Here is a 13,747-nt window from a genome sequence, read left to right as displayed (position 1 = left end):
ACGCTTGGTGCAGGAGTTCTGCGACCTGGCGGCCGTCCCCTATCTTTTCTCGACCGCGACCAAAGGTGCTTCGCCGGTCGAGGCTGTCCAGACCCTGCTCGCGGACCTGAAGGATTCAACGCTACCGGTCGACGCCGGACTGATCCCCGGACTGACGAACGGCAGTTGGCCGGACGCATTCAAGGTCCTCGCCTCGGCCCTGCCGTCGAGCCCCAGCGTCGTGGTGATGGACGAGTTACCTTGGTTGGCCGAGCAGGACGCCCTGTTCGACGGGGCGTTGCAGACGGCCTGGGACAGGTTGCTGTCCTCGAAACCGGTCCTCCTCCTGCTCCTTGGCAGCGACCTGCACATGATGGAGCGCCTGACCGCCTATGACCGGCCATTCTTCGGCAGAGCCGACAACCTGATCCTCGGGCCGTTGAACCCGGCTGATGCGGGGCTTGCGGTGGGTGCACAGGGGGCCGACGCGATCGATGTTCATCTGGTCTCGGGAGGGCTACCGGGCATCCTTCGCACCTGGCCGCATGGCATGTCCGCGCTGGATTTCCTGCGTGCTGAGTCGGCTGACCCGGCGGCGGCGCTCTTCAGCGTTCCGGAGACCGCGTTGCTGGCCGAATTCCCCACTCCGGATCTGGCCCGACGGGTTCTGGAGGCAGTCGGTGCAGGCGACAGGACCCACGCGAACATCGCCGCGACAGCCGGGAGCCGGGATGGCGGACTGCCGTCAGGCACGCTGTCGCCTCTCCTGCAGAGGCTGACCAGGGAGAAGCAGGTCCTGTCGATCGATGAACCTCTGTCGACGGTCCCAGGCAAACCGGCTCTGTACCGCGTTGCCGACACCAATCTGCGCTTGTACCTGGGGGTGCTGCGATCTGTTCACGAGCAAGCGCGGCGGGGGCGGCCCGAGGCGGGATTCCGGATCATCGAACGGCGGTGGACGGCTTGGCGGGGCCGGGCCGTCGAACCGCTGGTTCGAGAATCCCTGGAGCTGGCAGGACTGTCCGGCGGCCTTCCCTGGCCGGACGTGGAGACGGTCGGCGGCTGGTGGAATCGCCAGTTCGATCCGGAGGTTGACCTGGTGGGCGCTGATCGCGGTCCAATCGCGACTGCGCTGGCCTTCGCAGGCTCCATCAAATGGTTAGGCAGTCCGTTCGACGCACATGACTTCGACGTACTGCGCCGTGCCACCGCTGCGATCCCCGGGTTCGACGCGGCTGCCGGCGGCCTGGTGGTCGCGTCGCTGAGCGGCTTGGCGAGTGGCGTCGATATGCGGCCGACCGACTTGCTCTGGACGCCAGCGGACATCATCGGTGCTTGGCAGTCCTGACCTCGGTGTCCAGCCGAAGAAATCAGCGCGGAGCACGCCGTGATCCGCGCTGTTCGTGATTGACTGCCTGGAGTGATTTCAGCTTGAAGGAGGTTCCCTGATGAGCACTGTGTCGCCGGGGTTCACCGGGCGTCGGCGGGGTGGGAACGATCTGCCGCCGGGGCAGTATCTGACGCATGAGTTTCCGGTGCTGTCGGCGGGGCCGACGCCGCACATCCAGCCGGAGCACTGGGAGTTCACGGTCGCCAACGAGGCGGGTGAGCTGACCCGGTGGGACTGGAAGACGTTCACCTCGCTGCCGAGCGAGAAGATCACCAAGGATCTGCACTGCGTGACCAGGTGGTCCAAGCTGGGCACCGAGTGGCGGGGTGTCTCGCTGGACGTGCTGCTGGCCGACGTCGAGACCGCCGCTGACTTCGTGATGGTGCACAGCTACGGCGGGTACACGACCAACCTGCCGCTCGAGGACCTGCTCGACGGCCAGGCGTGGGTGGCGTACGAGTACGACGGCGAGCCGCTGCACCCCGAGCACGGCGGCCCGGCCCGGTTGCTGGTGCCGCATCTGTACCTGTGGAAGAGCGCCAAGTGGGTGCGCGGCCTGATCCTGTCCGACACCGAGGATCTGGGCTTCTGGGAGACCGCCGGTTATCACGAGTACGGAGACCCATGGAAAGAACAGCGATACGCCGGCGACTGACCTGGCAGGTCGGCACCGTCACCGAAGTACGGGAGGAGACGGCGACCGCCCGCTCCATCGTGGTCGAGGTGCCGGACTGGCCGGGACATCTGGCCGGGCAGCACCTGGACGTGCGGCTGACCGCGGAGGACGGCTACCGAGCCTCCCGGTCGTACTCGATCGCGTCGGCGTGGACCGGTACGACGATCGAGCTGACTGTCGAAGAGGTGCCCGACGGTGAAGTCTCGCCGTACCTGGTCGACGTGCTGAAGGTCGGCGACCCGCTCGAGGTCCGTGGCCCGGTCGGCGGCTGGTTCGTCTGGAAGCCCGAGCAGGAGGGCCCGATCCAGCTGATCGGTGGCGGCTCGGGCGTAGTACCGCTGATGGCGATGCTGCGCGCCCATGTGGCCGAGGCGAGCACCCGTCCGGCCAGACTCCTGTACTCCGTCCGCAGGCCGGCGTCGGTCATCTACGTGCACGACCTGAAGGAGGTCGCGATGTCCGAGGACGTCGAGGTCACCTTCGCCTACACCCGTGAAGCGCCACCGGGGGAGACCCGCCCACCGGCCCGCGTCGACGCGGAACTGCTGAAGTCGGTCGCCTTCGCACCGGAAGAGCAACCGACCGTCTATGTCTGCGGTCCCACCCCGTTCGTCGAGGCGGTGGCCGACCTGCTCGTCGAGGCCGGGCACGACCCGGCCCGGGTGAGAACCGAACGCTTCGGACCGACAGGAGGACCGCGATGACGGCGGACGTTCCGACCTACCTCGATGGCAACGCAGCGGCAGGGACGCTGCGCGAGCTCTTCGCCGTCGACATCACCGCCGCCATCGGCCAGTGCGCCGGCTGCGGCCGTACAGGCGTCTTCGCCGAGACCCATGTCTTCATGGACGCTCCCGGCCTGGTCGCCCGCTGTCCCGGCTGCGAGGACGTCCTGCTCCGGGTGGTCACCACCCCCACCGACACCTACCTCGACCTCCGAGGCCTCACCTACCTCAGGTTCTCCACGCCGAGCTGACGCACAGATTGCAGCAACTGACATTCAACCCTGCTCGAATCGGCCGGAGGATGGGCTTTTTTGCTCCTAGCATCCGGCGCATGGAGATTCCTGGGCTTGGGCCCGTCGTGGAAGACGAGGCCTTCGAGGGGTACCGCAGCAAGGCCGTCCCGGTCGCGGTGCTCGGTGGGGTGGATTGCGAGTTCCTCGTGCAGGGCTATGAGGAGCCCGAGGACCGGGAAGACTTCCACGCGGCGATCCGCAGCTTCCTCGACCTCGGCCCGGGCGCGCTGACCGACGCCCGGCCGGCGATCTACGCGTACTACCTGAAGATCCGCACCATGCTCGGCGACGAACTGGCGCTCCGGATCGACGGTCCGGACGACGTGCTCGAGTATGTCGACCTGGGCAACGAGCCCGAGGTGTTCCGCAACGACGACGGCGACGGCCGGATCTACGTGTCGCTGGAGTGCGAGTGCGCCTGGGAGCCGGAGCACGGCCTGCAACTCATCTTCCGCGACGGCTGCAAGCTGGCCAAAGCAGGCCCGTACGACGGCGAGGTCGACTGAACAGCACCGACCGGCCCGGTCCACCCGGGCATGGGCGAACCGGACCGGCGGCGTCTCACGGGAGGTCTACGTGGACGTCGATCGTCGAGAAGGCCCCCAAGGGTCTGATGCTCCCGTTGAGGATTGAGTTGCTGCGGGTGTCACCCAGCAGATAGCGACGGAAGAACGCGGACAGGTACGTCGTCGAAACCAGGCGTTGCTGGGTCTCGGTCAACTGTTTGTCGGATCGCTGGTGATCGTCGTTGGCGAGGCAGTGCCCCGGCGACGGTCGCGGCGGATCGAGCTCGGCGTCGTCGTACGCACCGACCTGGCCGCTCGAGGGCGACCACTGGGTGTTGTAGAAGTCGTGGTTCGCACCGTGCACGTAGTACTCGAAGTAGGGCGCCTTGTTGTGCGCACCCAGGTAGGCGAGATGTCCGTCCACGGCACGATCGCAGCTGCCGACGAAGGACGCGACCGGGATGTTGGTGATCCGGTAGTTGTCGTACTCCGCGTTGTCCGGATTGTCGTCCGGCGCATACGGCTCGGCCGCGGCGAGCGGCACGACCGCCGTGATCTTCACGCCGGCCGGCCAGTTCTTCTGGTTGACGTCAGCCGCTTCGAGCAGCGTCCCGCGTCCACCCCGCGAGTGACCCATCAGCCCGACGTTGCCCAGATCGGCATGCCCACGGAAGTCGATCGCCCTGCCGTGATCCTTGAGTTTGCCGGCCAGCGGACCGGTCCCACGAGCAGACAGCTGCTGCCACATCGCCAGGTGCTGGTTGATCAGCGATGCGCGAGCGGCGTCCTGCTCTTCGCCCATCAGATCGATCGTGCTGTTCGCGTCGATCGAGACCACGATCATGCCCTGCGCCGCGAGCGCCATGCCGAGGTAGTCGTAGCCGCTGTAGCTGGGGATCTCCGGAATCCCGGCAGGACACGGCCAGGCGGACAACTTCACATAGTCCTGGTCGGCCCAGGCCTGCTTGTCCGCGCAGGTGATCCAGAGCCCGTGCGACATCAGGACGACCGGATATTTGTGACCGTCGAGATCCTTCGGATAGTGCACGACGGCCGTCAGATCACGACCGACGCTGTACGTGGCCGAGCCGACTGGATGGAGTGCTGAAGCGTGGGCGGTGGTTGCCGTCGGCACCAACGGCGCGCCCGACAGGGCGAGCGTGGCGACGACGGTCAGCAGTTTCCTCATACGACTGCCACGCGCCACCCTGACAACCGGTTGTCAGCCGGAATGTCAGGGTCTTGTCAGCGTCGCGGAGGCTTCGCGCGCGACCGCCGGATCGTGTCGCGCTGCGTCTCGCCGACAGCCCGCTCGTAGGCGATCACCAGGCCCTGGATGGTGACCGGCTTGAACCGCTCGACCAGCTGCTGGATGTGCTCCGGCGGGCCACCCGAATCGCGGTAGTGCGGCCAGACCTTGGTCCGGAACACCTCGGTCAGCTCCTCGGCGAGGGCCCGCCCGTGCTCGCTGAAGATCCGCCCGACATCGAGCACCGCATCGACCGGCAGGTCCAGTTCGAGCAGCTCCACACCGAGGCTGAGATGTGCCGTCGCGACCTGGAAGACGTCCTCGTCCGGGGTCGGCTCGACCACGCCGAGCGCGATCAGCATCTCGATCTCGTCATCGGTCAGTTCACGGCCGGTACGCCGGACCAGCGCCGCCCGGTCCAGCGTCTCGGGCAGGTCCCGCATCCACGGGGTGAGCAGAGTCCGGTGCAGCGCGATGTCCTGTGGAGTCGCGTCGGCCGGGATGCGATCCAGGTAGCCCTCGATCGCGGACAGGTTGAAGCCGTGCGCCTGGAGTTCGCGGACCAGGTCGAGGCGGGCGATGTGTTCGGGACCGTAGTACCCGACGCGCCCTCGGCGTACCGGTGGTGGGATCAGGCCGCGGCCCGCGTAGAAGCGCAGTGTGCGCACGGTCATCCCGACCCGGGCGGACAGTTCGTCGACCGTGAGGGTCGCCTCGTCCGCGGTTGCTTCTGGCATGGCCGAGATCATAACGACCCCCTCTTGACGACCATGACACCAGAACTGTCACAATCAACGGGACGACTCGACCGACGGGATCCCCATGAGCACAGAAGCGTTTCTCTACGATGCGATCCGGACACCGCGCGGCAAGGGCAAAGCGGCCGGCGCGCTGCACGAGGTGAAGCCGATCCAGCTGATCACCGGCCTGCTCGAGGAACTGCGGGTCCGGCACCCCGACCTCGACGAGGAGGCGATCGACGACGTCGTGCTCGGTGTCGTCACCCCGATCGGCGACCAGGGCATGGACATCGCCCGTACTGCGGTCCTCGCGGCGGGCTATCCGGAGACGACCGGCGGCGTCCAGCTCAACCGCTTCTGCGCGTCCGGCCTCGAAGCCGTGAACCAGGCGGCCCAGCGGATCCGCTCGGGCTGGGAGGACTTCATCCTGGCCGGTGGCGTCGAGTCGATGTCACGAGTGCCGATGGCCTCCGACGGCGGCGCCTGGGCGATGGACCCGGAGACCGCGATGCAGACGAACTTCATCCCGCAGGGCATCAGCGCCGACCTGATCGCCACCATGGACGGCTTCTCCCGTACCGACGTCGACGCCTACGCCGCCGAGTCGCACGCCCGGGCCGCCAAGGCCTGGGCCAACGGCTACTTCGCCCGCTCGATCGTCCCGGTGACGGATCGCAACGGGCTGCAGATCCTGGACCACGACCAGCTGGTACGACCTGGTACGACGGTCGAGACGCTGGCCGGTCTGCCGGCCTCCTTCGCGGCCATCGGCGAGCACGGTGGCTTCGACTCGGTCGCGCTGGAGAAGTACGTGACCATCGAGCGGATCGACCACGTGCACCACGCCGGCAACTCGTCGGGCATCGTCGACGGCGCCGCCCTGGTTGCCATCGGCAACGAGAAGGCGGGCGAGGCGCTCGGTCAGGCACCCCGCGGCCGGGTGGTCGCCGCGGCGGTGAGCGGCACCGACCCGACGATCATGCTGACCGGCCCCGCGCCGGCTGCCCGCAAGGCGCTGGCGAAGGCCGGGCTCGAGGTCGCCGACATCGACCTGTTCGAGATGAACGAGGCGTTCGCCGCCGCGGTCCTGCACTTCATGAACGACCTCGGCGTCCCGCACGAGAAGGTGAACGTCAACGGTGGCGCGATCGCGCTCGGCCACCCGCTCGGCGCCACCGGCGCGATGCAGATCGGCACCCTGCTGGACGAGCTGGAGCGGCGCGAGCTCCGCTACGGTCTGGCCACCCTGTGCGTCGGCGGCGGCATGGGCGTCGCGACCATCATCGAGAGGCTGGCGGCATGATCGACTGGAAGAACTCCGACGGCGTCGTGACACTGACGATGGACGACCCGGCCGCCTCGGCGAACACGATGAACGAGACCTACATCGCCGCGATGGCCTCGACGGTCGAGCGCCTGCAGGCCGAGAAGGACAGCCTGAAGGGCGTGGTGATCACCAGCGCCAAGTCCACCTTCTTCGCCGGTGGCAACCTGCAGATGCTGTCCCAGATCCAGCCGGAGAACGCGGCCGAGGTGTTCGAGACGATCGAGGAGGTCAAGCGCCAGCTCCGGATCCTGGAGACGCTCGGCGTACCAGTCGTTGCCGCGATCAACGGCGCGGCTCTCGGTGGCGGCCTGGAGATCGCGCTCGCCTGCCATCACCGGATCGTTGCCGACGACAACCGGATCGAGATCGGCGTCCCCGAGGTGACGCTCGGCCTGCTGCCCGGCGGTGGCGGTGTCACCCGGACGGTCCGGATGCTCGGCCTGCAGGACGCGCTGATGAAGGTGCTTCTCCAGGGCCAGCGGATGAAGCCCGCGCACGCGAAGTCGGTCGGCATCGTCGACGAGATCATGCCTGCCGATGAGCTGCTGGCCGCGGCGTACCGATTCATCGATTCCTATGACGGCGACGCCAAGCAGCCCTGGGACCGCGACGGCTACAAGATTCCCGGCGGTACGCCGTCCTCGCCCAAGCTGGCCGCGTTCCTCCCGGCCTTCCCGGCGAACCTGCGCAAGCAGCTCAAGGGAGCGCCGTATCCGGCACCGCGAGCCATCATGAGCGCGGCCGTCGAGGGTAGCCAGGTTGACTTCGCGACGGCCAGCCGGATCGAGTCCCGGTACTTCGTATCGCTGGCGACGGGCCAGATCGCGAAGAACATGATCAACGCGTTCTTCTTCGAGCTCCAGGCGATCAACGCCGGGGCGTCGCGGCCGGACGGCGTACCGGCGTACAAGGCCCGGAAGGTCGGAGTGCTCGGTGCGGGCATGATGGGGGCGGGCATCGCGTACGTGTGCGCCAAGGTGGGCATCGAGGTCGTGCTCAAGGACGTCTCGCTGGAGGCGGCGGAGAAGGGCAAGCAGTACTCCGAGAAGCTGCTCGCCAAGCAGGTGCAGAAGGGGCGCAGTACGCCCGAGAAGGCGGAAGCGTTCCTGAGCCTGATCACGCCGACCGCCGACCCGAACGACCTGGCGGGGTGCGACCTGGTGATCGAGGCGGTGTTCGAGAGCGAGGAGCTCAAGCAGAAGGTCTTCGCCGAGATCGCCGGCGTGGTCGAGCCGGACGCGCTGCTCTGCTCGAACACCTCGACGCTGCCGATCACCTCGCTGGCCGAGGGCATCGACCGGCCGGACGACTTCGTCGGGATGCACTTCTTCTCGCCGGTCGACCGGATGCCACTGGTCGAGCTGATCGTGGGGGAGAAGACGTCGGATCGCGCGCTGGCGAAGGCGTACGACGTGGTCCGGCAGATCAAGAAGACGCCGATCGTGGTGAACGACAGTCGTGGCTTCTTCACCTCGCGGGTCTTCGGCACCTTGGTGATGGAAGGCGCTGCGATGGTTGCCGAAGGCGTGAATCCGGTGACGATCGAGCGCGCCGCGACCCAGATGGGCTTCCCCGCGCCGCCGCTGGCGATGATCGACGAGGTGACGCTGACGCTGCCGATGAAGATCCGCGATGCGGCTCGCGCGGCCGGGGGGAGTGCAGGTGCTTTCGACGACCACCCAGGCATGGCGGTCGCTGAGCGGTTGGTGACCGAGTTCGACCGCAAGGGCAAGGCGGCGGGCGCGGGCTTCTACGACTACCCGGCGGATGGGCCGAAGCATCTGTGGCCCGGCCTGTGGGAGCACTTCGTCCGCTCCGATGTCGACCTGCCCCTGATCGATCTGCAGGAGCGGATGGCGTTCGCAATGTCGCTCGAGACGGTGAAGTGCGTCGAGGAAGGCGTCCTCCGCTCGACGGCCGACGCCAACATCGGCTCGATCTTCGGCATCGGCTTCCCGCCGCTGCACGGCGGCGCGCTGCAGTACATCAACGCCTACGCCGGTGGATTGGCAGGCTTCGTCGCCCGCTCCCGGGAGCTCGCGCAAAGGTACGGCGCACGCTTCGAACCGCCGGCCCTGCTGGTCAGCAAGGCGGAAGCCGGGGAGAAATTCGACTGAGTCTTTTGCAACGTTTCACCCCAGCGTTACAACGTGAGCACTCGCGGTCGTGTTCGAACTGTCACCCGACTAAGCCTGTTGCGATGTTTGTTCTAGTTGTAACGTGTGCGAAACCCGAGATGCTTAACCCCGTGAAGTAACTCTCGGATCCGCTAGTCCCTGGAGGTGGAACGCACGCCTGCTCGTATTCCTACTGCCGGTCTGTCCCGGCGTGACCTGCTCAAGCGGACCGGAGGGCTGGCGGCGCTCGCCGCCTTCACGGCCGCGTGTGGAGGCAATACCGGTAGACCGTCCAGCAGTGGGGGAGGCGGAGGCAGCAAGGTCACGCTGTCGCAGTGGTACCACCAGTACGGCGAGGCCGGGACGAAGGAGGCCGCGCTGAAGTACGCGAAGGCCTACACCGACTCCAACGTCGCGGTGACCTGGGTGCCCGGCGACTACGGCGCCAAGCTCGCGTCGGGCCTGCTGTCCAGCAACGGCCCGGACGTGTTCGAGAGCCAGTTGAACGTGGCGATGGTGAAGAGCGGCCAGGTCGTGCCGCTGGACGACATCCTCGGCGATGCCAAGGCCGACTTCAACCCGAACGACCTGAAGACGAACACGATCGACGGCAAGCTCTACGGCATCAAGATGATCGACGACCCGCAGGTCTTCTACTACCGCAAGTCGATGTTCGACAAGGCCGGCATCAAGCCGCCGGAGACCGTCGACGACCTGGTCGCGGCGGCCAAGGAGCTCACCACCGACAAGGTGAAGGGCATCTTCCTCGGCAACGACGGCGGGGTGATCGCCGGCGGCCCGGCGCTGTGGTCGTCCGGTGGCCAGTACCTCACCGACGACAACAAGCCGGACTTCAACAACGCGCGGGCGGCGCAGGCCTTCAGCAAGCTGCACCAGTTCTTCGCCGACAAGAGCACCCTGCTCGGCGCCCCGGCCGACTGGTGGGATCCGGGCGCGTTCGTCCAGGGCCTGGCCGCGATCCAGTGGACCGGCTTGTGGGCGATGCCGGCCATCCAGAAGGCGCTCGGTGACGACTTCGGTGTCTTCGCCTACCCGAAGCTCGATGCCCAGGGCAAGCAGGCGCTGCCGTCCGGCGGCTGGACCCAGTTCGTCTCCGCGAAGAGCGCCAACGTCGACGCGGCGAAGAAGTTCGTGAAGTGGCTGTGGGTCGACAACGCCGAGGACCAGGAAGACTGGAACCTCAACTACGGCTTCCACATCCCGCCGCGGAAGAGCCTTGCCGCGAAGGCGACCAAGCTGCAGAGCGGTGCCGCCGCCGAGGTGGTCAAGCTCAACCAGGACTTCGGCGTAGTCGACCGGCCGGCCTGGACGCCGAAGATGGCGACCGGCTTCACCGACCTGCTGAACAACGTGATCCGCAAGGGCGCCGACCCGACCGCCGAGCTGGCCAAGCTGGACAAGACCGTGAACACCGAGCTGGCGAGGCTCTTCGGGTGAGAGGGTCGGCCACCCGCAACAACACGATGTGGTTCTGGATCTTCACCGGCCCGTTCGTGATCGGCCTGCTGGTCTTCAGCTATCTGCCGATCCTGTGGAGTCTGGTGCTGAGCTTCTTCTCGGCTCAGAACACGGTCACGCCGACGGACTTCGTCGGCCTGCAGAACTACGTCGACATGCTGACCGACCGCAACTTCATCAGCGCGCTCGGCACATTCACGGTGTTCGCGATCTTCATCGTGCCGCTGACCTTCGTGTTGTCGCTCGGGCTGGCCCTACTGGTCAATCAGGTCAAGGTGGCCCGGGCGTTCTTCCGCTCGGTGTTCTTCCTGCCGACCGCCTGTTCGTACGTCGTCGCCTCGCTGATCTGGAAGCTGTCGATCTTCAACGGCGTCCGGTTCGGCCTGGCGAACACGGTCCTCGGCTGGTTCGGCATCGACCAGATCGCCTGGTTGTCGACGGTCGCCCCACCGTGGTTCTGGCTGCCGATCGTCACCGTGCGGCTGTGGCTGCAGCTCGGCTTCTACATGATCCTGTTCATCGCCGGCCTGCAGCGGATCAACCCGACGCTCTACGAGGCGGCGTACGTCGACGGCGCGAAGCCCGGCTGGCAGGTGTTCCGGTTCATCACCTGGCCGCAACTGCGGGCGACCTCGGTCGCGGTTCTGCTGCTGAACCTGATCGCGGCGTACCAGGCCTTCGACGAGTTCTACAACCTGATCGGCGCCGACGCGAACTTCGCCCGGCCGCCGCTGGTCTACCTCTACAAGGTCTCGCTCGGCAACATCCAGGACCTCGGCCACGGCAGCGCCGGCGCGCTCATCCTGGCGGTGGTGATCATGTTGCTCACCCTGCTGCAGAGCAAGATCTTCGGCTTCGGAAAGGCGAACGACTGATGGCGGCGATCGAGCGGACCACCGGTACGCCGCAGCCGATCGGCTACACCCGCAGCCCGCTGGGTGTGGTCGGATCGGTCCTGCGCTGGGTCGCCCTGATCGTCGCGACCCTGCTCTTCCTGATCCCGTTCTACCTGGTACTGCGCAACGCGCTGTCCACCGAGGCGGACATCACCGGCGTCGACTGGAAGTTCTTCCCCACCGATCTCCAGTGGGGCAACATCAAGGAACTGTTCGACGACGAGAACGTCCCGATGGCCCGGGCGCTCTACAACTCCGCGGTGATCGGCATCCTGGGCACCGGCGGACAGTTGCTGCTGGCATCGATGGCGGGGTACGGACTGGCCCGGATCCCGTACAAGCACGCCGACAAGGTGTTCTACGCGGTGATGGCGACGCTGATGATCCCGGCCGCGGTGAGCTTCATCCCGAGCTTCATCGTGGTGTCCTCGCTGGGCTGGGTCAGCACGCTGCGCGGCATGATCATCCCGACCCTGTTCAGCGGGTTCGCGGCGTTCCTGTTCCGGCAGTACTTCCTCGGCTTCCCCAAGGAACTGGAGGAGGCGGCGCGGGTCGACGGCGCGGGGTACTTCACCACGTTCTGGCGGATCGTCGTGCCGAACTCGCTGCCGTTCTTCGCGGCGATCGCGGCGATCACCTTCATCGGCAACTGGAACTCGTTCATCTGGCCGCTGGTGATCGGCCAGGACGAGAAGTCCTGGACCGTCCAGGTGGCGATGTCGACCTTCATCACCGCACAGACGGTCAACATCCACCAGCTCTTCATGGCGGCCGCGGTCTCGATCGTGCCGCTGGTGCTGATCTTTGCGTTCCTGCAGCGCTACCTGATCCAGGGCGTCACCCAGTCCGGCATCAAGGACTGATCGGCGGCCAGGGGTCGCCCCACTCGGTGTCTCTCGCCGAGCGGTAGAGCCGCCCCTGGCGCTTGGACACGATGGTGTCCTCAAGGCTGCCGCTGTTCGTGCAGAGCCGCAGCGACACCAATCCCTTGCGCTGCTGGGGATGCCGGAGCACGCGGTTCTCGGCCGGCTCGGGAACCGCAGGTGTGCTGATGACGTACGAGAACTTCTCGTCCTCGAAGCTCAGCTCGGCTCCCTTGGTCTGCCGGTGCGCGGCGCTGCGGTTGACCCGGCTGGCGAAGTGACACCAGTCGCGGCCGCGCGGGATCGGGCAGTCGAGGCTGTGCGGGCATGGCGCGACGATGCTGTGCCCGGCCGCGATCAGTTGGTCTCTCGCCGCCACGATCCGTTCGTACCCGGTGGGTGTGCCCGGCTCGATGATGGCGACGATTCCGCGCTGCGCCGCCAGCTGGCCGACCAGCTTCTCCTGCTGTGTCACCGACAGTTCGCTGAGGACGTACGAGACCGTGACCACGTCGGCCGCGGCCAGCGTGCCGAGATCGTCGATCCTGCCCGCCTGCCAGTTCGCGTCACGGATCGCTGGGGAGTCGGCGCTCTTGGCGAGCTGCTTCCCCAGGGCGATCGCCTCGGGGACCTGCTCGACCACGGTCACCGTCTTCAGCGACGGCCAGACGGCGGAGGCGGCCCAGATCGCTGCCCCGGTACCGCCGCCCAGATCGAGCTGGCTCACCGGCTCGAACCCGGGGCGGGACGCCGCGGCCTGTTCGAGCGTCGCACGGACCGCCCCGAACGTCGCGGGCATCCGGTACGCCGAATAGGTGACGACGTCCGTCGCCGATTTGAGGATCGGCGCCGTGGCGGCCACCTCCTCGCGGTACCGGGTGCTGAGCCGCTTGAACGACGTGCTCAGTGCCGCACCGGACGCGCCGCTCGCCGCCGCGTCCAGGGCGTCGCGAAGGTCGCGGGGAAGGTCAGCCACCTGAAATCTGGTACGTCGGCGTGATGATGGCGCGGGCCAGCGTGTGGAAGACGAGGTTGAAGGCGACGAAGGCCGGGCTGGCGTCGCCGTCGATGTCGAGCGCTTCGACGTCGATCGCGTGCACCACGAAGTAGTACCGGTGGGCGGCGTCACCAGGCGGCGGGGCCGCGCCGCCGAAGTCCTTCGAGCCGAAGTCGTTGCGGACGTGGAATGCGCCGCTCTCCAGCCGCTCGGTGGTGCCGGCGCCGGTCGGGAGCTCCGTCACGTCCGCGGGCAGGCCGACCAGGACCCAGTGCCAGAAGCCGGACGGGGTCGGCGCGTCGGGGTCGAAGCAGCTGACGACGAAACCCTTGGTCTCGGCGGGGAAGCCTTCCCAGCTGAGCTGCGGGGATTTGTTGCCTCCGGCGAAGGCATGGTCGTCGCTGAGCGGCTCACCGTCGGTGAAGTCGGTACTGGTGACCGTGAACGATCCGACCTCGGGAAGCAGCTTGTACGGGTCCGGCGCGACGGGTCGATCGAGCGACATCTGGT

14 protein-coding genes are annotated in these 13,747 nt (G+C 67.1%); 10 read left to right on the top strand and 4 right to left on the bottom strand.

The window, feature by feature from the left end:
• The first annotated feature begins 7 nt into the window (after window positions 1-7).
• From AB0M15_RS21720 to AB0M15_RS21700, 5 genes are all read left to right on the top strand, one after another.
• Complete coding sequence (locus tag AB0M15_RS21720; RefSeq protein WP_363822295.1) at window positions 8-1,327, top strand: ATP-binding protein; 1,320 nt, start codon at window positions 8-10, stop codon at window positions 1,325-1,327.
• 100 nt (window positions 1,328-1,427) lie between these two features.
• Window positions 1,428-2,024 (top strand): molybdopterin-dependent oxidoreductase, encoded by a 597-nt coding sequence (locus AB0M15_RS21715; RefSeq protein ID WP_363821724.1) that lies wholly within the window; start codon window positions 1,428-1,430, stop codon window positions 2,022-2,024.
• Complete coding sequence (locus tag AB0M15_RS21710; RefSeq protein ID WP_363821721.1) at window positions 1,994-2,749, top strand: ferredoxin reductase; 756 nt, start codon at window positions 1,994-1,996, stop codon at window positions 2,747-2,749. The genes AB0M15_RS21715 and AB0M15_RS21710 overlap by 31 nt, the downstream gene beginning before the upstream one ends.
• Window positions 2,746-3,021 carry a DUF6510 family protein gene (locus tag AB0M15_RS21705; RefSeq protein WP_363821717.1) on the top strand — a complete coding sequence of 92 codons (276 nt, stop codon included), beginning with the start codon at window positions 2,746-2,748 and terminating at the stop codon, window positions 3,019-3,021. Before AB0M15_RS21710 ends, AB0M15_RS21705 begins: the two co-directional genes overlap by 4 nt.
• Before the next feature lie 80 nt (window positions 3,022-3,101).
• Complete coding sequence (locus AB0M15_RS21700; protein WP_363821713.1) at window positions 3,102-3,569, top strand: hypothetical protein; 468 nt, start codon at window positions 3,102-3,104, stop codon at window positions 3,567-3,569.
• A 55-nt stretch (window positions 3,570-3,624) separates the two neighbouring features.
• Here AB0M15_RS21700 and AB0M15_RS21695 read toward each other — a convergent pair whose 3' ends face one another.
• Window positions 3,625-4,758 (bottom strand): hypothetical protein, encoded by a 1,134-nt coding sequence (locus tag AB0M15_RS21695; RefSeq protein ID WP_363821709.1) that lies wholly within the window; start codon window positions 4,756-4,758, stop codon window positions 3,625-3,627.
• 56 nt (window positions 4,759-4,814) lie between these two features.
• Window positions 4,815-5,555, bottom strand: a complete 741-nt coding sequence (locus tag AB0M15_RS21690) for a MerR family transcriptional regulator (protein ID WP_363821706.1) — start codon at window positions 5,553-5,555, stop codon at window positions 4,815-4,817.
• A gap of 85 nt (window positions 5,556-5,640) precedes the next feature.
• Here AB0M15_RS21690 and AB0M15_RS21685 point away from each other — a divergent pair, with 85 nt between their 5' ends.
• The 5 genes from AB0M15_RS21685 to AB0M15_RS21665 all read left to right on the top strand — a co-directional run bounded on the left by AB0M15_RS21685 (window position 5,641) and on the right by AB0M15_RS21665 (window position 12,240).
• Window positions 5,641-6,861: an acetyl-CoA C-acetyltransferase gene (locus AB0M15_RS21685; RefSeq protein WP_363821703.1), complete on the top strand. Its 1,221-nt coding sequence runs from the start codon at window positions 5,641-5,643 to the stop codon at window positions 6,859-6,861.
• Complete coding sequence (locus AB0M15_RS21680; protein ID WP_363821699.1) at window positions 6,858-9,002, top strand: 3-hydroxyacyl-CoA dehydrogenase NAD-binding domain-containing protein; 2,145 nt, start codon at window positions 6,858-6,860, stop codon at window positions 9,000-9,002. The genes AB0M15_RS21685 and AB0M15_RS21680 overlap by 4 nt, the downstream gene beginning before the upstream one ends.
• Window positions 9,003-9,167: 165 nt before the next feature.
• Complete coding sequence (locus AB0M15_RS21675; protein ID WP_363821691.1) at window positions 9,168-10,460, top strand: sugar ABC transporter substrate-binding protein; 1,293 nt, start codon at window positions 9,168-9,170, stop codon at window positions 10,458-10,460.
• The gene (locus tag AB0M15_RS21670) at window positions 10,457-11,356 is read left to right on the top strand and encodes a sugar ABC transporter permease (protein WP_363821684.1); all 900 of its coding nucleotides are present in this window, start codon (window positions 10,457-10,459) and stop codon (window positions 11,354-11,356) included. The genes AB0M15_RS21675 and AB0M15_RS21670 overlap by 4 nt, the downstream gene beginning before the upstream one ends.
• Window positions 11,356-12,240, top strand: coding sequence for a carbohydrate ABC transporter permease (locus tag AB0M15_RS21665; protein ID WP_363821678.1), 885 nt, complete (start codon window positions 11,356-11,358; stop codon window positions 12,238-12,240). Before AB0M15_RS21670 ends, AB0M15_RS21665 begins: the two co-directional genes overlap by 1 nt.
• Here the strand turns inward: AB0M15_RS21665 and AB0M15_RS21660 are convergent.
• Both AB0M15_RS21660 and AB0M15_RS21655 read right to left on the bottom strand, forming a co-directional pair.
• Window positions 12,230-13,216, bottom strand: coding sequence for a small ribosomal subunit Rsm22 family protein (locus AB0M15_RS21660; RefSeq protein WP_363821675.1), 987 nt, complete (start codon window positions 13,214-13,216; stop codon window positions 12,230-12,232). The genes AB0M15_RS21665 and AB0M15_RS21660 overlap by 11 nt on opposite strands.
• Window positions 13,209-13,742, bottom strand: coding sequence for a YbhB/YbcL family Raf kinase inhibitor-like protein (locus AB0M15_RS21655; protein WP_363821671.1), 534 nt, complete (start codon window positions 13,740-13,742; stop codon window positions 13,209-13,211). The genes AB0M15_RS21660 and AB0M15_RS21655 overlap by 8 nt, the downstream gene beginning before the upstream one ends.
• Window positions 13,743-13,747: the final 5 nt, after the last annotated feature.

The sequence above is a fragment of the Kribbella sp. NPDC051718 genome, assembly GCF_040681515.1.
In the GTDB taxonomy this organism is placed as follows: domain Bacteria; phylum Actinomycetota; class Actinomycetes; order Propionibacteriales; family Kribbellaceae; genus Kribbella.
The sequence above is the reverse complement of the archived record's forward strand: the minus strand, read 5'-3'. Positions and strand labels throughout refer to the sequence as shown.

Coding starts and splice junctions, on each gene's coding strand:
- AB0M15_RS21715 (WP_363821724.1), top strand. CDS start 1,428: ATGAGCACTGTGTCGCCGGGGTTCACCGGGCGTCGGCGGGGTGGGAAC.
- AB0M15_RS21710 (WP_363821721.1), top strand. CDS start 1,994: ATGGAAAGAACAGCGATACGCCGGCGACTGACCTGGCAGGTCGGCACC.
- AB0M15_RS21705 (WP_363821717.1), top strand. CDS start 2,746: ATGACGGCGGACGTTCCGACCTACCTCGATGGCAACGCAGCGGCAGGG.
- AB0M15_RS21700 (WP_363821713.1), top strand. CDS start 3,102: ATGGAGATTCCTGGGCTTGGGCCCGTCGTGGAAGACGAGGCCTTCGAG.
- AB0M15_RS21695 (WP_363821709.1), bottom strand. CDS start 4,758: ATGAGGAAACTGCTGACCGTCGTCGCCACGCTCGCCCTGTCGGGCGCG.
- AB0M15_RS21690 (WP_363821706.1), bottom strand. CDS start 5,555: ATGCCAGAAGCAACCGCGGACGAGGCGACCCTCACGGTCGACGAACTG.
- AB0M15_RS21685 (WP_363821703.1), top strand. CDS start 5,641: ATGAGCACAGAAGCGTTTCTCTACGATGCGATCCGGACACCGCGCGGC.
- AB0M15_RS21680 (WP_363821699.1), top strand. CDS start 6,858: ATGATCGACTGGAAGAACTCCGACGGCGTCGTGACACTGACGATGGAC.
- AB0M15_RS21665 (WP_363821678.1), top strand. CDS start 11,356: ATGGCGGCGATCGAGCGGACCACCGGTACGCCGCAGCCGATCGGCTAC.
- AB0M15_RS21655 (WP_363821671.1), bottom strand. CDS start 13,742: ATGTCGCTCGATCGACCCGTCGCGCCGGACCCGTACAAGCTGCTTCCC.